Source organism: Microcoleus sp. B3-D7 (assembly GCF_036705305.1).
GTDB lineage: Bacteria > Cyanobacteriota > Cyanobacteriia > Cyanobacteriales > Microcoleaceae > Microcoleus.
This window is the reverse complement of sequence record NZ_JAUBUE010000033.1, coordinates 68,312-88,033: the sequence shown is the minus strand read 5'-3', so window position 1 is coordinate 88,033 and position 19,722 is coordinate 68,312. Positions and strand designations below refer to the sequence as shown.

The following is a 19,722-nucleotide window of genomic DNA, read 5'->3' as shown; positions in this document are numbered from 1 at the left end:
GCTCTACCATAGGACTGGCAATGCTTTTGGGGTGTGTCACTCCTTATACTACCACGAGAGTGACAAAAGAGGGTTAAGCTGATACCAATATCTTTGCACCTTCCCGCAAACGAAGCTTGCGGACAGTCCTCTATTGTGTTTGTGTATTCTTGATTACTCTAGAAGATAGTTACAGATGAGGATTCAGATGATGACTCACGAGTTGAAGCGTCGAACCGTTTACTCTGCCGGCATTGCGAGTTTAATGCTGAGTATTTCGTTCTGGGTCGCTCCTGTAGCGCTGGCCAAATACACTCCTCCTCAAAACCCTTCTAAACCGAAAGAAACGGGGACGAATACCACTCGCAGCAGCAGTTGTGAAGGTAATTCATCGGCGAGATTGACTGCCTTAGTGCCGTTTAGCCATGTGGGAGTGACGATTTCTGGGCATCCGACCTTTACCTGGTTTGTACCCGATAGCCCTCCTCGTCCGCTGCAATTCCGGCTGTTTACTCGCACGGGACAACTGCTCTACAGAACCGAGATGCAGAGTCAGCCAGGAATAATGTCGGTTGCTTTGCCCTCAAATCTGCCCCAACTGTCGATCGGGCAATCCTATCAGTGGCAAGTGGTGTTGGTCTGCGATCCGGATGATCCTCCGAGCAATGTGGTGGCGGCGGCAGAAATCCAAGTAGTCCAGCCTGCTGCGTCGTTGCAGTCTCAACTTGCAGCAGCCCAAACTCCCCAACGGCGGATCGACTTGTATGCGGAGGCGGGGCTGTGGTATGACGCGATCGCAGAAGCGCGTAAAGCCTCTGAGACTTCTCAAAGCCAAGCGGCGGTGCTGGAACTGCTAGATTCTCTCGCTAGTTCGGAAGCTGAACCTTTGAAAGATTGGAGCGATCGATTGCGACAAATTAGGGCGATCGAACAACAGCGCCAAGGACAGCGCTAACCTTCGCAATCCAAAGACTAAATCCTATGAAATCTTTCTCGCTAAAACTGCTTAAATCCAGTAATTGTAAAGTGCGATCGGGCTTCCTTTTTCCCCTCGCCTTTTGCCTTTTGTCTGTTGCCTTTTACATTCCTCGGCACTCTCAACTCCCGGTTGTTGCTCAGGCGATCGATGCCCGTCAAGCAGAGGGCGATCGGCTGTTTCAACAGGGTAAGCAACAGTATCAAACTGGCCAATTAAGAGGAGCGCTAAATTCTTGGCAACAAGCACTGCAAATTTATCGCGCCCTCAAAAACCGTCCAGGAGAGGGTGGGGCACTGCACAGTTTGGGACTCGCTTACCTGTCTTTGGGCAACTATGCCAAAGCCATTGAGTATTGGGAGCAAAGTTTAGTCATCGCCCGCGAAATTAAAAATCGCCAATTGGAAGGGGCAGCACTGGGCAATTTGGGAGCCGTTTACGTCGATCTGGGCAACTCTGCCAAAGGCATTGAGTATACACAGCAACATTTAGCCATCGCCCGCGAAATTAAAAACCGCCCCTCGGAAGGGGCAGCACTGGGCAATTTGGGAGCCGCTTACAGTTATCTGGGCAACTATGCCAAAGCCATTGAGTATACACAGCAAAAGTTAGCCATCGCCCGCGAAATTAAAGACCGCCGAGGGGAGGGTGTAGCACTGGCAAATTTGGGACTAGCTTACAGCTATCTGGGCAACTCGGCCAAAGCCATTGAGTATACACAGCAGGGTTTAGCCATCGCCCGCGAAATTAAAGACCGCCGAGGGGAGGGTGTAGCACTGGGCAATTTGGGAGTAGCTTACAGCTATCTGGGCAACTGGGCCAAAGCCATTGAGTATTCACAGCAAAAGTTAGCCATCGCCCGCTCCATTAAAGACCGCAAAGGGCAGGGTGCGGCGCTCAACAACCTCGGATTGGCGTTCTTGAAAGCTGGCAACCCAACAGAAGCTGAGAAAATGCTGATTGATGGGATTCAAGTTTGGGAATCGATGCGTCAAATGCTCGGCTCCAACGACGCGAATAAAGTCTCCATCTTTGAAGGACAAGCTCGCACCTATCGGACTTTACAACAAGTTCGGGTGACTCAGAATGACCCCAATGCAGCCTTAGAAATTGCCGAACGGGGACGTGCTCGTGCCTTTGTCGATCTACTCACACAACGCTTATCAACTGGTGATGCCAATCCGGTCATCGCCTCTGCTCCCAACCAGGATCAAATCCGCCAAATCGCCAAAGCACAGAACGCCACTTTGGTGCAGTATTCCATCATCTACGACGGCTTCCAGATTCAGGGCAAACAAGTATGGCGAGAATCCGCGCTTTACATTTGGGTGATTCAACCCACGGGCGAGATCGCGTTTCGCGAGGTAGACCTCAAACCCCTGTGGCAGAATCACACCGCCTCTCTAGACAGCTTAATCGTTGGCAATCAAGAATTCCTGGCTGTCCGCAGTCGCAGCAGCACGGGTTTTACCCAACCCCAACCCGACTTACCGACACTACATCAACTGCTGATCGATCCCATTGCCAGCCTCCTACCCAAAGACCCTAATGCCCACGTCATTTTCATTCCCCAAGACTCCCTGTTCCAGGTGCCTTTTCCCGCCCTGCAAGATGCCAACGGCACTTACTTAATAGAAAAACACACGATTCTCACCGCCCCTTCGATTCAAGTATTGGATTTGACTCGACAACAGAAGTTAGCACAGAAGCAACCTAACAGCGGCAGGGCTCTAGTCTTGGGCAATCCCACGATGCCAAGTGTGTCTCTTTCTCTGGGAGAACCCAAACGCCAATTATCTCCTCTACCTGGAGCCGAAGCCGAAGCTAGAGCGATCGCCCCTCTGCTCAATACCCAAGCCATCACAGGCGCACAAGGGACAAAAGCCCATATCGTCCAAAAAATGCCCCAAGCATCAATTATTCACCTGGCAACCCACGGATTGCTCGACGATCTGCGAGGATTGGGAAGTGCGATCGCCCTGGCTCCTTCTGGTAGCGATGACGGCTTATTAACCGCAGAAGAGATTTTCGGTATGAAACTGCAAGCAAATTTAGTCGTTTTGAGTGCTTGCAACACTGGAGAAGGCAGAATTACCGGGGATGGGGTGATTGGTTTGTCGCGCGCTTTGATTTCGGCAGGAGTGCCGAGTGTGATTGTTTCTTTATGGGCGGTTCCCGATGCGCCGACATCGGAATTGATGCAGGCATTTTATCAAAACTTGCAAAATAATCCCGACAAAGCACAGGCATTGCGGCAAGCAATGTTAACCACGATGAAAACTCATCCCCAGCCGCGAAATTGGGCGGCATTTACTTTGATTGGGGAGGCAGAGTAAGTTTTTAGGAATAGTGAATTGGCTCAATGTTTTTTTCCTAAATTTTATCCTAAATTATATCAATTCCGGTTGTACCGGAATCATAGAGCAGACGGCAGTGCGGTTTCCCTACCCAAAATAACATTCTAGGGAAACCGCACTGCCGTCTCCTTTTCGGATACTAATAATTCCCCTGCAATCGGAAACGAGCTTTATTCTTTAGTCGGCGCAGGCCGACTTTGTTTGTGTAGACGGGGTTTCAACCGCCGAGTTATCTCAATCTCAAAACTGATGGAAGTGAACCATCTACTCTACATATTCACCTACATTGCACTTTCCCGCAATCTCTTTTGCACCCCGTACTTCATCAAGTCTGTGGGTAGAACGAATGATTTCCCCATCTGGGTTGCTTAAGATTTAAGTCAAGTGTTAAGAGGATTTTTTTATGGCTTTACAACCCGCTCCGTCAGAATCTCGACTATTAATTGGCGACAATACATCCGAAGTTGTTACTTTGTCGATCGCAGATGCAACTAATTTTCCTTTGGGAGTTTGGATGCTTGCAGGTGACGATGTAGTCACTGGGTCAACAGCTAATGATTTGGTTTATGGCAACGATGGAGAAGATTTTATCAGCGGGGATTTGGGCAACGATTCTTTATTCGGAGGCAAAAGTAAAGACTTCCTGACTGGAGAAGAGGGAAATGACTCTCTCAGTGGCGGTCAAGATGCAGATTTTCTAATAGGTGATCCAGGAAACGATATTCTCTTGGGCGGCAGAGGCAATGATTTGTTAATCAGCGGTAGCGGAAATGACACTCTGGTGGGAGGTTTGGGTCAGGATATTTTAGCAGGTTTGGATGATAATTATTCACTCAAAATCGGGGGCAGTAACTTGTACGTCATCCAAGCAGAACCCGGAGTTACAGATGTCAATAATGCCGATTTTATTCTAGGTTTCAGAGTTGGCGTCGATCGAATTGGATTGGCAGGTGGTTTGAATGCTACTGATGTAGACTTGCAATACGTGACAAACATCACAGTTTTATTGGACTTTGATGCACCAGAAATTTTCAACCTATTGACCCCGCTCGGTACATTAGATGCTCAACCGGTACAGACTCAAGGCACTCTAATTAAAGTTAGGAATTCCGGCGAGATAGTAGGCTTTGTGGAAAATGCAAGAGTGGCAGATCTTCAAGGTAGTATTATCTCTGCTCCGGGATTTTGATCGCTTTTTACAGCTTCGTAGCGAGGAATAAATTCCTCATCAATGGCTATTGAAAACTTCAGTGCCTAAAAGCGACATTTATATCTAAAAGAGGACTATTGAGTTATATTCTTCAGTCCTCTTTTAGAGGACTTGCGCTATGAGACAGGGAATTAATTCCCTGGCGGACTGGGGAATTAATCTTTGTTCGCGATCGCGTCTCAATAATCTTAACACTGATGGAAGTGAACCATCTACTCTACATATTCACCTACATTGCACTTTCCCGCAATCTATTTTGCACCCCGTACTCGATCAAGTCTGTGGGTAGAACGGATGATTTTTCGATCTGTGCTGCGTAAGATTTAAATCAAGAATGAATCTAAATATCTGAGGTTTTAAATTATGTTAGACATCACAACTAATTCTAACGAGCGCCTTTATTTCAATCAACAGTCAAACGATCTCGCCCAATCAACATTTCCGGCTAACAGCGACTTGCTCAACCCAGCGATCAATCCATTGAATATTCCTGGTTATAGTCCTGAATCTAGCTTGACTAATTCCACAGCATCCAGCTTCGACCCACAGACACAGATAGCAGATTTTATTGTAGCTAATGCAGGCGCTGACTTCAGTTACTCTGCGAGCGATCGAGTTAGTGGCGATGTCCCCGATTCTCAACTCAAACCGCAGTCACAATCAACGATCGCCAACGCAGATCCGCTAACAGGAACGATATCTGCTTCCCAGTTGAATTTCGCCGATCCAGGGAACTCTCTGTCGATAGCTCGTAATATTGTTGGTGTTGAAAATGGTAGCATCAACTTAACTGATTTTGTCGGAGTTGGAACTTCCAACCATTTCTATCGATTCGATATCAACACTAAGAGCAATTTTAGCCTGCGTCTAGACGGTTTGAGAGCGGATGCTGACGTAAAGCTAATTCAAGATAGAAACCGCAACGGTGTAGTTGATTTTGGGGAAACTATTGACTACTCTCTTGAGAGTGGCATCGTCCCCGATGTCATTAATGTATCGAATCTGGCTCCAGGAACATACTATGTCCAAGTCTCTAGCTTCTTAGGCAACTCTACTAATTACAACCTGAATCTTTCTGCCACCTCTATTCCTGAACTAAATATTCCCACACCTAGCGGCACTTTTAATAGTAATTACGGCTACGGTTTGGTGAATGCAAATGCCGCAGTTTCCAGCACCTTAAACCGCTCAAATCCTTTCCCTGATATTCCCGATTTGGGCGGGAATAATTGGGCGCTAGATGTCATAAATACACCGGAAGTCTGGAATCAGAACATTACAGGAAATGGGATTGTTGTAGCTGTGGTGGATAGTGGTGTTGACTACACCCATCCTGACTTGGATGACAATATTTGGCAGAACCCTGGTGAAATTGCTGCAAACGGCATTGATGACGATCGCAACGGATACATTGATGATATTCGGGGTTGGGATTTTGTGGCTAGCGACGACAACCCAATGGATCTGGATTTATACGGTCACGGGACTCACATAGCAGGTGCGATCGCGGCGGAAGGAAATGATTTTGGCATCACAGGAGTTGCGCCCAATGCTAAGATTATGCCTGTCAGAGTGTTGGACGCCTCCCTTTACGGCGAGTTGAATAATATTGCTGCTGGAATCCGCTATGCTGCTGATAATGGAGCAAATGTAATTAACCTCAGCTTGGGAAATGAGTTTTCCCCGTCCACCCAGGTGCATGACGCAATTGAGTATGCAAATAACAAAGGCTCTGTTGTGGTTATGGCAGCCGGAAATTTGGGTCACATCCAACCAGCTTATCCAGCTCGTAATGCCGATCGCTTGGGAATTGCAGTGGGCAGCATTGATATAAACGGCAGGATGGCTGACACCTCGAACCGTGCGGGTTCCACACCTTTAGATTACCTAGTTGCTCCCGGAGTAGACATTTATTCTACAACTCCCTATAGCACCTATGACACCCTAACTGGCACATCTATGGCAACGCCACAGGTAGCGGGTGTAGCGGCTTTAGTTTTGAATGCTAATCCGACTTTAACTCCAGCTCAAGTTGAGTACATTTTGACGACAACAGCTAATCGGAATGGGTTGATAGGATAGCATTGCAAATTTCCACTTAAGTCCTGCGGATATTAATCGAGCATTAGAGCAGACGGCTCTGGATATGGACGATCTAAACACGCCAGGTTTTGATTTTGGATTTGACTAGGCCAGTGGGTAATGGTTTGATTCAAACCGATCGGGCGATCGCTAAAATTGTCGTCTAATTCAGATTAGAGTTCTCATCCCTGCCGCGAGATCGGGGAGGCAGAGTAAGCTTCTATGAAGGTCGATCGCCTGTGGCAGATGGAGGCGATCACACCACGACGGCAGAAAGAGCGATCAACCTAATTCTCTAAATTCCAACTCAAGAATCCTATGCTGTATTCCCCATTTAAGCGACTCAAATCAACCCACTCTAGGCTCACTAAAGTTTTCCTAGCTTCCATTTCCCTATTCCTGGTTGCCACTATGTCTCCATTAACTAATTCTGACTCTCAATTTCCAGCGATCGCTCAAACTACCTATGATCGTGAAGCAGAGGCCGATCGGCTCTTGCAGCAGGGCAACCAACAGTATCAGACCGGGCAATTAAGAGCAGCGCTGAATTCCTGGCAACAGGCACTGCAAATTTATCGCGCCCTCAAAAACCGCCAAGGGGAGAGTGGGGCACTGGCCTTTTTAGGATTCACTTACTACTCTCTGGGCAACTATGCCAAAGCCATTGAGTATTTACAGCAGAGTTTACCCATCGCCCGCGAAATTAAAGACCGCAATAGGGAGGGTGTAGAATTGCGCATTTTGGGAAATGCTTACTACTATCTGGGCGACTATGCCAAAGCTATTGAGTATGGGCAGCAGAGTTTAGCCATCGCCCGCGAAACTAAATACCGCCAAGGAGAAGGGAATGCACTGACCCTTTTGGGAGTCGTTTACCGCTCTGGGGGCAACTATGCCGAAGCTATCGAGTATTTACAGCAGAGTTTACCCATCGCCCGCGAAATTAAAGACCGCGAAGGGGAAGGTAGGGTACTAGTCAATTTGGGAAATGCTTACAACTCTCTGGGCGACTCGGCCAAAGCTATTGAGTATGGGCAGCAGAGTTTAGCCATCGCCCGCGACCTTAAAGACCGCGAAGGGGAGGGTGTAGCATTGGGCATTTTGGGAAATGCTTACTACTCTCTGGGCAACTATGGTAAAGCCATTGAGTATTCACAGCAACTGTTAGCCATCGCCCGCTCCATTCAAGACCGCGAAGGGGAGCGAGCAGCACTAGGCACTTTGGTATTCGCTTACCGCTCTGTGGGCAACTATGGTAAAGCCATTGAGTATGCACAGCAATTTTTAGTTATCGCCCGCGACCTTAAAGACCGCAAAGGAGAGGGAGCAGCACTGGGCAATTTGGCAGCCGCTTACGAGGATATGGGCGACTATACCAAAGCTATTGAGTATGGGCAGCAGAGTTTAGTCATCGCCCGCGAAACTAAAAACCGCCTTGGGGAAGGTAGGGCACTGGGCAATTTGGGATCTGCTTACCACTCTCTGGAGAACTATGGCAAAGCCATTGAGTATGCACAGCAACAGTTAGTCATCGCCCGCGAAATTAAAGACCACAAAAGTGAAGGTGCAGCACTGGGGAATTTGGGAAATGCTTACAACTCTCTGGACAACTATGGCAAAGCCATTGAGTATGCACAGCAACACTTAGTCATCGCCCGCTCCATTAAAGACCGCCAAGGAGAAGGTTATGCACTGAGCACTTTGGGAATTGCTTACATCAATCTGGGCAACTATGCCAAAGCCATTGAGTATGCACAGCAGAGTTTAGCCATCGCCCGCGAAACTAAAAACCGCAAAAGTGAAGGTAGGGAACTGGGCAGTTTGGGAACTGCTTACACCTGGGTGGGTAACTATGCCAAAGCCATTGAGTATGCACAGCAACAGTTAGTCATCGCCCGCGAAACTAAAAACCGCAAAAGTGAAGCTTCAGCACTGGGGGGTTTGGAAGCTGCTTACATCTATCTGGGCAACTATGCCAAAGCCATTGAGTATGCACAGCAACACTTAGTCATCGCACGCGAAATTAAAAACCGTCGCAGTGAGGGTAATGCACTGAACAATTTGGGAACTGCTTACACCCATATGGGCAACTATGCCAAAGCCATTGAGTATATACAGCAGAGTTTAGTCATCGCACGCGAAACTAAAAACCGCTCAAGTGAAGGTTTGGCGTTCAACAACCTCGGAACAGCATTCTTGGAGGCTGGCAATCTAACAGAAGCTGAGAAAATGCTCGTGAACGGGATTCAAGTTTGGGAATCGATGCGTCAAATGCTCGGCTCCAACGACGCGAATAAAGTCTCCATCTTTGAAGAACAAGATCGCACCTATCGGACTTTACAACGAGTCCGGGTGGCTCAGAATAACCCGATCGCAGCGTTAGAAATTGCCGAACGGGGACGCGCTCGTGCCTTTGTCGAGCTCCTGACAGAGCGCTTATCATCTGATTCTGCCAATCCGATTATCGCCTCTGCTCCCAACCAGGAGCAAATTCGCCAAATCGCGAAAGCACAGAATGCGACTTTGGTGCAGTATTCGATCGTCTACAAGGACTTTCAGATTGAGGGAAAAAGCAAACCGCGAGAATCCGCGCTCTACATCTGGGTGATTAAACCCACGGGCGAAATCACCTTCCGCCAAGTTGACCTCAAACCCCTTTGGCAAAAACACAGCGCCTCTCTAGCCAGCTTAATCGTTGGCAACCAAGAATTCCTCGCTGTCCGCAGTCGCAGCAGTTTTGGCTCCACCCAACCTCAACCCGACTTACCGACACTGCATCAACTGCTGATTGATCCCATTGCCAGCCTCCTACCCAAAGACCCCAATGCCCACGTCATCTTCATTCCCCAAGGTTCCCTGTTCCAGGTGCCCTTTCCCGCCCTGCAAGATGCCAGCGGCACTTACTTAATCGAAAAACACACGATTCTCACCGCCCCTTCGATTCAAGTATTGGATTTGACTCGACAACAACGACAGAAGCAATCCCACAGCGGCAGGGCTCTAGTATTGGGCAATCCCACGATGCCGAGTGTGTCTCTCTCTCCCGGAGAACCCAAACAGCAATTGTCTCCTCTACCTGGGGCCGAAGCCGAAGCGATCGCGATCGCGCCTCTGCTCAATACCCAAGCCATCATAGGCGCTCAAGGGACAAAAGCCCAGATCGTCCAAAAAATGCCCCAAGCATCGATTATTCACTTAGCAACGCATGGATTGCTGGATGATGTGCGCGGATTGGGAAGTGCGATCGCCCTGGCTCCCTCGGGCACCGATGACGGCTTATTGACCGCAGAAGAGATTTTTGACATGAAACTGCAAGCAAATTTAGTCGTTTTGAGTGCCTGCAACACTGGATTCGGCAGAATTACCGGGGATGGGGTGATTGGCTTGTCGCGCGCTTTGATTTCGGCAGGAGTGCCGAGTGTAATTGTTTCTTTATGGGCGGTTCCCGATGCGCCGACATCGGAATTGATGCAGGAATTTTATCAAAACTTGCAAAATAATCCCGACAAAGCACAGGCATTGCGGCAAGCAATGTTAACCACGATGAAAACTCATTCCCAGCCGCGAAATTGGGCGGCGTTCACCTTAATTGGGGAGGCAGAGTAAGGACGATCGCGACAAGCAGATTACAGAGTACGATCGAGGATACTGCTCCTACCGCGAAACAGGCGGCTGCAAAACTTTAGCATCCTTTGCTATTTCCGCTGACTCCAAAACCGGCTCTAACATCGGAGAAGGAATCGGCACTTCTTCAACTACCTGATGCTTTTCCAAAGTCAAGCGAGACTGCGACGAACCAGACAATCTTTTCAACAATTTCGGTGTCGGATCGTACAGCAAATAAATAATTCGATCGCCTGCTTGCCAAATCTGAGTCGCCGACACTACTTGCAAGTATCCTTGCCTTTCCAGCAGCAGCGGCACCAACTCCCCGGCTTTAACCAAAGCTTGTAAGTGAGCAATCTGAAACTGCAATCCCTCACTTTTTAACTCAGTTTCCCCCAATTTCACTTCGCTGTCATTCAAATATTCGTTCCAATCCTTCAGCGACAAATCCGAGACAAAAGCTTGATTGATTTTAGTCTGATTTGCAGGCGTATTTGCTTGCGGATCTTTGGGGAATATTGCCAAAACCCTCGGCGGTGCAAACTCTTCGGCCGCTCGCTGAGCTAACACTAAGTTTACCTCGCCGTTGTTAGTCATTGCCAGAAAAGTTCCCATCGATTCTAGTCCGGCTTCTTCTAACACGCTGTGGTCGAGCGCACTGCTCAAAAACACCCGCAAACCCTCTCGTTCTGCTTGTGCACAAGCTTCCGGGTTCGTGTCGATAATTGCCACAGATTCTCCGCGTTCTTGAAACAAGCGAGCAATTAATCTGCTTAAAGGATTTGACCCGACAATTGCTGCACCGGTTGCCGATTTTGAGGTGATGCCCAAAAGTTGAGCCATCCGTCCGGCCGTTAGTCCCTGGACGAAAACTGTCATAATAATTGTTAGGAAAACTAAGGCTTTAATCGAGTCGCCGCCGTTGATTCCCCGCTGGGTGAGCAAAATTGCAAATAAAGATGCGATCGACGCTGAGACAATTCCCCTCGGTGCTACCCAACAAACAAATAATTTCTGCCGCCAATTCAGTCCGCTGTTCCAAGTACACAGCCAAACGTTGATCGGCCGCACTACCCACATTAAAGCTAAAACTGTAAACAAACTTCCCCAACCGAGGGCGACCACACTAGCGAGGGATAAATCGGCCGCCAGCAGCACGAACAGCATGGAAATAGCCAGGACTGTGAGCTGACCTTTAAACCTCCTCAGCAGCCTTTCTTCCGGTACAGCAGCGGCTCTGAGGACGATGCCGGAGAGGACTGTTGCCATCAGTCCCGATTCGCTGCGGATTTCTTCTGCTAAGCCGAAAAATCCCCACAAACCGGCTAAAACTACTAAGTTTTTGAGGTCTTCTGAGAGAAATTGCGATCGCTTGAGAATGAATCCCAGCAGCCAACCTCCCGCAACCCCGATGACTGCACCAACGAAAAGTCGGACAATTAAATCTCGGAACACAATCAGCAAATCAGCATTGCCATTCAAAATAATATTCAGCACCAATACTGCCAGAATTGCCCCGACAGGATCGATTAAAACGCCTTCTGCTTCTAGCAAGGCGGCAACTTGTTTGTCAACGGATACTTGTTTGAGCAAAGGGCCGATTACCGTCGGGCCTGTGACGACTACTAGAGAAGCATACAGAAATGCGATCGGCCAGGGAAATTCCCCCAACCAGTGTGCGGCCATTCCGCCGCCAATTAGCGTAATTAAAGTGCCTACAGTAACTAAATTGCGGATGCTGCCGGAAACTTTGCCCAAATCTCGCAATTCCAAATTCAAGCCGCCTTCAAACAGAATTAACGCTACGCAAAGCGATACCATAACTTCCAAACCGCTGCCCAGCAGATTGGGGTGCAGCACTCCGAAGCAGTCTGGGCCGGCTAAAATGCCAAACAACAGCAAAAAGACGATCGCCGGAACTTTCAGATAAGCGGCGAGAACTTGAGCGCTGATGCCACAGATGACGGTCATGACCATCAACTGGGTGATGTTAAAGGGAATTTCCATAGATACAATTGTTACAGGCTGCCCGCTTAGTTTTAAAGGTTGGATCGCGGGTAATTGGAGTGCAGGCGCTATTTTCGGCGCAGCTTACAAACTCGGCACGTCCCTGGATTTTTGCGAATAAGATTAAAAAACCTTGATATTGGCTCTAACTTTATCAGATAATTCTGTTGGCGTCAAAGATGGGAGTAAGCTGTAGCTAAGCGAGAGATTGTCTGTTATGTTCGAGAGTCCGATGGGCTGCGGGCACAGAGGGAGAGGATTTGACTAATTTTGATGGGGAGTCAATTTCAAATCTCAAATAGCAAGATTTGCCAGCTTTTCTATTATAGAGCCTTTCAACTTCGAGATTGATCTGTGGAGTCAATCTCCAATCAAAAAGCTCACCTCTCAAATCGATCGCCCTCAGACTCATCTTTAGAGTAGAGTTCTCATCTAAAATCTCAAATCGCAAGATTCATCTGTAGAGTCAATCTAACATTTAAGATCTATAATCTATAATCGACTGGCATTCTGCCACCTGCGCAAAAACTCCGATAGAATGGTCGGCGAAATTCGCCCTTCCAGCCAATCTAAAGACTGGTTTTGGTTTGGTGCAGCCCGATAAAATTTGCACGCATCTATCAGCCGAATCGGAGAATTAGTGACAATAGATTGAGAGCGCCATTTTTGTGCAAACTCGGCAATAATAGCCGGAGAAATTTGTTTTTGCAGCCAATCTAAAGCTTGGTCTTGTTCTGCTAAACCGCGATAAAATTTGCCCACATCTATCAATCGCAAATTACTGTCTGGAGGTAAGGTAGTTGCCCGCCATTTTTGAGCAAATTCCCCTAAAACAGAGGTAGAAACTTGACTTTGCAGCCAAATTAAGGCAGTATCTTGGCTAGCCTTAGCTTGATAAGACGAGAATACCTGAGTCAGCCGCACGTCTGATATGGGAGTGGGAGTCGGAGCAGGAGTCGGCTGCGGGACGGGTGTCGGGGCTGGAGGGGGAACAATTACTTTGGGAGATTTTCGCATCAAAGCGGCCCAGGTTTTGAGGCTGGCAATGCCGTCTGGATTGAGACCCTGAGATTTCTGAAACGAGATGAGCGCCGCTGTGGTGGTAGCTCCAAATTTACCGTCCATTGCGCCTTGATAGAAACCTTTAATTCTTAATTCCCTCTGGATGTCTGCAACTTTATAACTTACGGCGCCTTCTCGGACGCTTTCAAAAATATTGGTGTCTACATTGCCCGAGACGCCTGACACAGTGCCTGTGTCGCTGTATTGCCAAAAAGTCCAAGTTTTCCAGCCGCCGGGAACCCAAGGTTCCTCAGCAGTGGTATAGTGAGCAATCCACAGTGGGTAATCGGCAAACCGTTTTGTCCCCAGGTTGTCCCAGAAACCGGGGTAAGTGTAGATAATCGGCCGCATCAACGTGGCTTTTTCGACTGCTTCTAACCAAATTGCGGCTCGATCGCACAATTGATCCGCACTCAAACCGCCTGTAGTTTCCACATCCAAGACTGGCGGCAAATCCCCCGCTTCGAGTTTGACAGTTTTCAAGAACAAATCTATTTGTCCTTGAATGCTGCTTGCAGGTTGAAAAAAGTGGTAAGCACCGCGTTGAATCCCCGCCGCTTTCATCGCCGCCCAATTGCGAGCGAAACTTTGGGCAACGAACGTTGCACCCTCCGTCGATTTGACAAAACTGAAGGTAATACCATCCCGGGCAACTGCTTGCCAATTGACATTGGGCTGGTAGTCGGAAACATCTATACCGCGAATACTCATATTACCAAGAGTGGAGAAAAGCTGGTTTGCTCTGAAGCAGCGACTCGATTAAGGGTACATTAAATTGTAATGCTAAGTCGCTAAGTGTTTTTTTTGCAGGAGAGATGGTGCAAATGAACTTCGATCGAATAGATCCCGGCCCTGGTCAAGAGTCTGTTTGGGATTACCCGCGTCCCCCTCGGCTTGAGGCATCGACCAAACACGTACAGATAATTTTTAATGGAGTGACGATCGCCGACACGCGCCGTCCTCAGCGGGTATTGGAGACAAGTCACCCTCCTGCCTACTATATCTGCCCCGATGACATCAAAATGGAATATTTGCACAAAACTTTACGGGGTTCTTGGTGCGAGTGGAAGGGACAAGCCGGTTATTACACTGTGACGGTGGGAGAAAAGGAAGTAGTAAATGCTGCTTGGTTTTATCCCAATCCCACCCAAGTCTTTGAGGCTATTAAAGATTATGTAGCTTTTTATCCGAGCAAGATGGATGCCTGTTATGTGGACGGGGAATTAGTGCAATCTCAACCAGGGGATTTTTACGGCGGCTGGATTACCAAAGATATTGTCGGCCCGTTTAAGGGAGGGCCAGGAACTTGGGGGTGGTGAGGGAATGTTGAGTGTTGAGTTTTGAGTTGAAAACAGCGGCAGAGACTACGTTTTTTTTATGCAAAACCTCGTTACAGCCTCGACCCCGGTTTAAAAACCAGGTTTTTTGAGTTTTTGTGCGCCGCGAATGAGTTGAGGACTGGTGCAGAAACTGGTTTTTTTTACGGCGCAAAAAACCAAGAGTCAAAAATTGAGTAATAATTCAATAAATCTATAATTGAGTGAGGATGAATCAATGCAATGCAGGCACGGCAGAAACTAACGCAGCAGCTTATCCCCTTAAATAAATAGTGTAGTAAAGAATACAGCCACTGGTAATAAATACATAATTATATAATTTAATAGCTGACACTAGCTTTGTTGCTGGTTTATTGTTTATTCGGATCTGCGCTGTGTCTGTTGAATTTATTGAGCCGTCTAACTCGCCAGAAAACTCACCCCAAAATTTATCTTTAGAGTCTACTCTTAAGGATCTGGCTCTCTTCAATTTTCAGGTTGACTCCTCATATCTCGCCAAAGAAGTAGCTCGGTTGTTTCAATCTCACCCGCTGCTTCCGGGAGTTATCTTGACTGTAAATGGCGAATTTTTAGGGATGATATCGCGTCGGCGATTTATGGAACGCATGAGCCGCCCTTACGGAGTAGATATATTTGCTTGCAGGCCGATTATAGCCTTGTATCAAATAGCTCAAACCGATATTTTGATTTTACCAGGAGTAGCCTTAATTGTAATGGCAGCTCAGCGCTCCGTGCAGCGACCACCTGAACTGCTTTACGAGCCGATTGTTGTGCAGTTAGAGCCTCAAGTTTACCGATTGTTAGACGTGCATCAACTGTGGGTAGCTTTATCCCAAATTCACCAACAAGCTACTTGGTCTATGAGCAAACTTTATTACAATTTATCGCTCACGCAATCCGAGTTAGAAGCAGCTAATTCTCAATTAAAAGCAGCTAATTCGGAATTGTATCGCCTTGCCAACTTAGATGGCTTAACTCAGATTGCCAACCGCCACTGTTTTAACGAATACTTAGAGAAAGAATGGCAGAAATTGGGACAAGAAGCAGCAGAACTATCTTTAATTTTATGCGATATTGACTTTTTTAAGAAATACAACGATACTTACGGACATCAGGCAGGAGATGCTTGCTTGCAGCAGGTAGCCCAAACTATTGTGGCAGCGGTAAATTATTCAGCAGGCGCAGTTTCGGGGGAGACTCTGGTAGCTCGTTACGGAGGCGAAGAATTTGCAGTGATTTTGCCTCGGACTTCACCTGAAATAGCTGTCTGGATTGCAGAGCAAATTCGAGTTTGGATAAAAGAACTAGACATCGAACACATTAATTCGGAGGTGTGTTCTCTCGTGACGCTGAGTTTGGGAGTAGCAAGTACGGTTCCTCGATCGTCCACTGCACAAAAAAATTTGATTGCAGCGGCCGACCGCGCGCTTTATCAAGCTAAAAACCGAGGGCGCGATCGAGTGATATTAGATTTTAGATTTTAAATTTTAGATTGGAAAAGTGATCCACGGATTTATCCGTAGGCTTGTTTAATGGTTTCGATCACAGATTATCTGGCAAATCGCCGATCAACCTGCCGATGCTAGCCAGCAATTTCTCCAAAGCTTTCATCTTCTTTACGGTGAACGTGGGTACGTTCTTCCCCAATTCCCAGCGACTGATTGTTTGTGACGAAACGCCAAGCTCTCGCGCCAAATCTTCCTGACTCATCTCCAGTTCTTCCCTGAGCTTCTTCAAATGCGACTCTTCATTTTCTGGTCGCGGAACGGGCTTTTTCGGCATAACCTCGATCGCACATTTTTTATATAAGATGCTTAAGCATCTTGAGTAAACAATAAATTGATTAGACAATTTTGGAAAGGAGTATGAATCGATGATGCCTGACAAACAGCCTCTGAATTCCTAGATTATTGTTCGCCTGCTTCCCAATTGACAATAAAAGCGTCCTGGGTCGATTTCGCAGTTGGTCGGATTTGGGCAAGTATTTAGCTTAAAGGTGTGCAATACTGCGTATAAAATTTTATCGGGCGATCGTCCCGTGCTACAAAGACTCGCACCAAGCACGCTCCGCCGTCCAGTGTCTGTCTGAAGATTCATAAATCCTCAACCCATCCAACCCGGCATTTTGGATCATCTCCTCAACTTCATCCAGCGTAAATGCTGCTTGCAACGAATCGCTGAATAACTGTTTCTGATGCGCGTTGCAATCTCCCGCATACAGATTGACTAAATTATCCCTGATTTCCGCTTTTTCCGGCCGCAGCAAATCCCGCAAAAAAATTGCTCCCTGTGGCTTCAACACCCGTTTGACTTCCTGCAAAAACGGCAGTGGATCGGGCAAATGGTGGATAATGCTGTTGGAAATCACCATGTCAAAATAACTGTCTGGATACGGCATGGCTTTAGCATCGATTAATTCGAGACTAATTTGCGATCGCACGTCCGCCTTTTCCACATTTTGGGCCCCGACTTTCAGCATATTTGCCGACAAATCAATGCAAGTCAATTTCCATGCTGGCCGCAGTTGACAAAGGGCGAGCGGAATTCTCGCCGTACCCGTCCCGGCATCTAAAACGTTTCCAAAAACCGGCCCCAACGCCGCCGCACTCTGAGCAAAAGCAGCATTAACCTCAGTAAAGTCCATCGAATCGTATTCGATCGCCTCTTCCAAGGAATCCATCACTTCCGGTTCCAAAACTCGCTGCATAAAATTTATCTCGTTATCTGGCATTTCCATATAGGGGCTGAGTTTTGCCTCCAAGAGCTCAACTAACTCCGGTTCCATATATTGGTAATTGTCCGGGATTTGCAGGCAAATAACTTTCTTGCCTTCGAGACTTTCGGGAAATTTGCTGCGAAGTCGATCGCCATGCTTCTTTTCCATGACAAATATCACATCAGCCCAACCGACCAGACCCTCAGTGACTCTAATTCTTGCACCTTTTTCCGTTCCAGCCGATCGCACGCTGTAGCCGCTAACTTTCTGGCATATTTTCTCGGCAGTCAAACTTCTCCACTTATTCTGACTGCACACAAACAATATCTTGATTTTCTCCATCTAGACACAATTATAAAATTCTATGTTAATCGTGGCACGGGCGTCCCGCCTGTGCTTCCGAAGCGGTTAAAAATTTCCTTCTAATTTCCCCCCGCTTGCACCTTGCATACCACAAATACTGTATTTTGTCAAACTTGGCAAAATCTCCGTTACAATTCTTAAACCATAAAATGCGGACTTTGCATAAATTATTGTACTTATTACATTTGAAGAGTTTGCTAATTTTATGAATTAAGTAGGTTTCAGCGTCAAAAAGTCAAATTAGTCATAATGCCCCTGGATTGTGAAAATCCTACCACAAGCCTCAAAGCAAGTAAATAGGTAAAATAATTGAGAATGAAGTCAATAAATTTCGTCATCTTTAGATTTTCTTAAGATTTCAGCCGTCAATATAGATCGAACATTTAAAACTAAATCGACTTTTAGATTGTTTTTGCTTATTAAAGTAGCTGGAATTGCCCCGAAGACCGATCAACCCTCAACAATAGATACAGATGCTCGATCGCACAATGGCATCAAACCAAACTCTATTGAACTCTGCTAGAATCAGTAAAACGAAGTCGTTATGAGTTTAAGTAAATAGCTATGACCAACGAAACCGTAGAAAACCTAGTAATTATCGGCTCAGGCCCTGCAGGCTACACCGCAGCAATATACGCAGGTCGGGCAAACCTGAAACCCGTAGTCTTTGAAGGCTACCAAGCCGGAGGCGTCCCCGGCGGTCAACTGATGACCACCACAGAAGTAGAAAACTTCCCCGGCTTTCCCGAAGGCATCACCGGGCCGGAACTCATGGATCGGATGAAAGCTCAAGCAGCGCGCTGGGGTGCAGAATTATACACCGAAGATGTAACTTACGTAGATTTGAGCCAGCGGCCGTTTACAGTGCGATCGGAAGACAGAGAAATCAAAACCCACACGATAGTAATAGCTACAGGCGCGACGGCGAAAAGGCTGGGGCTGCCTAGCGAACACGTATTTTGGAGTCACGGCATTTCTGCCTGTGCCATTTGCGACGGCGCTACCCCAATTTTTAAAGGAGTAGACTTAGCTGTCATCGGCGCGGGAGACACCGCAGCGGAAGAATCTATTTATTTGACAAAATACGGCTCTCACGTACATATGCTGGTGCGGCGCGATCAAATGCGTGCCAGCAAAGCCATGCAAGACCGAGTGCTGAGCAATCCCAAAATTACCGTGCACTGGAACACCGAAGCAGTGGATATCTTGGGCGAACCGGGCGGGAAAATGGACGGGGTGAGAATTAGAAATATCGTGACAGGCGCTGAGAGCGATTTGCTGGTGAAAGGATTGTTTTACGCGATCGGTCACACTCCCAACACTCAACTATTCCAAGGTCAGTTAGAACTCGACGAAGTAGGCTATATCGTTACCAAACACGGTTCGGTAGAAACCAGCGTCGAGGGAGTTTACGCCGTCGGCGACGTGCAAGACCACGAGTTCCGCCAAGCCATTACCGCCGCCGGTAGCGGTTGTATGGGGGCGATGCTGGCAGAAAGGTGGCTGTCGTCCAATGGTTTAGCTCAGGAATTCCGCCAAACCGAGGAATCCGAGCAACCCGTCGCAGCGCCGGAAGCTCAAAAAGTACGCAAAACCAGCGCGAACTTTGATATCCAAGACACGCGCCACGAAGGAGGTTATGCTTTGCGGAAGTTGTTCCACGATAGCGATCGACTGATTGTGGTTAAATATGCCTCTCCCAGTTGTGGGCCTTGCCACAGCCTCAAGCCGATTTTGAGCAAAGTAGTAGATGAGTTCGAGGGCAAAATCCACTACGTGGAAATTGACATCGAAGAAGATCCAGAAATTGCTGAAAATGCTGGCGTGATTGGTACGCCGACGATTCAGTATTTTAAAGACAAAGATTTGGTAGCTGAGCTCAAAGGAGTTAAGCCGAAAAGCCAGTACCGCGAGTTAATTGCCAGTAATTTGTAGGAATTCGATCGATTTTAGATTTGAGATTCGCCAAGGGAGATTTAACCTAAACTCGACTTGCGTCCCGCCTGCCAAAAACCCGGTTTCTTTCC

Annotated in this window: 12 protein-coding genes; 8 read left to right on the top strand and 4 right to left on the bottom strand. The window is 47.4% G+C overall.

Annotated elements, in window-relative coordinates; translation table 11 throughout:
- Positions 1 to 175: 175 nt before the first annotated feature.
- From QUB25_RS20660 to QUB25_RS20640, 5 genes are all read left to right on the top strand, one after another.
- Positions 176 to 934 (top strand): DUF928 domain-containing protein, encoded by a 759-nt coding sequence (locus QUB25_RS20660; RefSeq protein WP_333185570.1) that lies wholly within the window; start codon positions 176 to 178, stop codon positions 932 to 934.
- A gap of 26 nt (positions 935 to 960) precedes the next feature.
- Positions 961 to 3,291 carry a CHAT domain-containing tetratricopeptide repeat protein gene (locus QUB25_RS20655; RefSeq protein ID WP_333185568.1) on the top strand — a complete coding sequence of 777 codons (2,331 nt, stop codon included), beginning with the start codon at positions 961 to 963 and terminating at the stop codon, positions 3,289 to 3,291.
- A gap of 424 nt (positions 3,292 to 3,715) precedes the next feature.
- Positions 3,716 to 4,501 carry a calcium-binding protein gene (locus QUB25_RS20650; protein WP_333185566.1) on the top strand — a complete coding sequence of 262 codons (786 nt, stop codon included), beginning with the start codon at positions 3,716 to 3,718 and terminating at the stop codon, positions 4,499 to 4,501.
- 384 nt (positions 4,502 to 4,885) lie between these two features.
- A complete protein-coding gene (locus QUB25_RS20645) occupies positions 4,886 to 6,604 on the top strand; it encodes a S8 family serine peptidase (RefSeq protein ID WP_333185564.1) in 1,719 nt (572 codons plus the stop codon).
- Positions 6,605 to 7,015: 411 nt separating this feature from the next.
- Positions 7,016 to 10,210 carry a CHAT domain-containing tetratricopeptide repeat protein gene (locus tag QUB25_RS20640; protein WP_333185562.1) on the top strand — a complete coding sequence of 1,065 codons (3,195 nt, stop codon included), beginning with the start codon at positions 7,016 to 7,018 and terminating at the stop codon, positions 10,208 to 10,210.
- Positions 10,211 to 10,258: 48 nt separating this feature from the next.
- On the opposite strand, the gene QUB25_RS20635 is transcribed toward QUB25_RS20640, so the two are convergent.
- Both QUB25_RS20635 and QUB25_RS20630 read right to left on the bottom strand, forming a co-directional pair.
- On the bottom strand, positions 10,259 to 12,217 hold the full coding sequence (locus QUB25_RS20635; RefSeq protein ID WP_333185560.1) for a cation:proton antiporter domain-containing protein: 1,959 nt from the start codon (positions 12,215 to 12,217) through the stop codon (positions 10,259 to 10,261).
- Between the two features lie 492 nt (positions 12,218 to 12,709).
- Positions 12,710 to 13,990, bottom strand: a complete 1,281-nt coding sequence (locus QUB25_RS20630; protein WP_333185559.1) for a GH25 family lysozyme — start codon at positions 13,988 to 13,990, stop codon at positions 12,710 to 12,712.
- Between the two features lie 113 nt (positions 13,991 to 14,103).
- On the opposite strand from QUB25_RS20630, the gene QUB25_RS20625 reads away from it, so the two are divergent.
- Both QUB25_RS20625 and QUB25_RS20620 read left to right on the top strand, forming a co-directional pair.
- Positions 14,104 to 14,598, top strand: coding sequence for a DUF427 domain-containing protein (locus QUB25_RS20625; RefSeq protein WP_333185574.1), 495 nt, complete (start codon positions 14,104 to 14,106; stop codon positions 14,596 to 14,598).
- A gap of 392 nt (positions 14,599 to 14,990) precedes the next feature.
- Positions 14,991 to 16,100, top strand: coding sequence for a diguanylate cyclase (locus QUB25_RS20620; RefSeq protein WP_333185558.1), 1,110 nt, complete (start codon positions 14,991 to 14,993; stop codon positions 16,098 to 16,100).
- Positions 16,101 to 16,158: 58 nt separating this feature from the next.
- Here the strand turns inward: QUB25_RS20620 and QUB25_RS20615 are convergent, their stop codons facing one another.
- Together QUB25_RS20615 and QUB25_RS20610 are read right to left on the bottom strand one after the other, a co-directional pair.
- On the bottom strand, positions 16,159 to 16,398 hold the full coding sequence (locus QUB25_RS20615; protein WP_333185556.1) for a helix-turn-helix transcriptional regulator: 240 nt from the start codon (positions 16,396 to 16,398) through the stop codon (positions 16,159 to 16,161).
- Positions 16,399 to 16,657: 259 nt separating this feature from the next.
- Positions 16,658 to 17,674: a methyltransferase domain-containing protein gene (locus QUB25_RS20610; RefSeq protein ID WP_333185554.1), complete on the bottom strand. Its 1,017-nt coding sequence runs from the start codon at positions 17,672 to 17,674 to the stop codon at positions 16,658 to 16,660.
- 585 nt (positions 17,675 to 18,259) lie between these two features.
- On the opposite strand from QUB25_RS20610, the gene trxB reads away from it, so the two are divergent.
- Complete coding sequence (gene trxB, locus QUB25_RS20605; RefSeq protein ID WP_333185552.1) at positions 18,260 to 19,630, top strand: thioredoxin-disulfide reductase; 1,371 nt, start codon at positions 18,260 to 18,262, stop codon at positions 19,628 to 19,630.
- Positions 19,631 to 19,722: the final 92 nt, after the last annotated feature.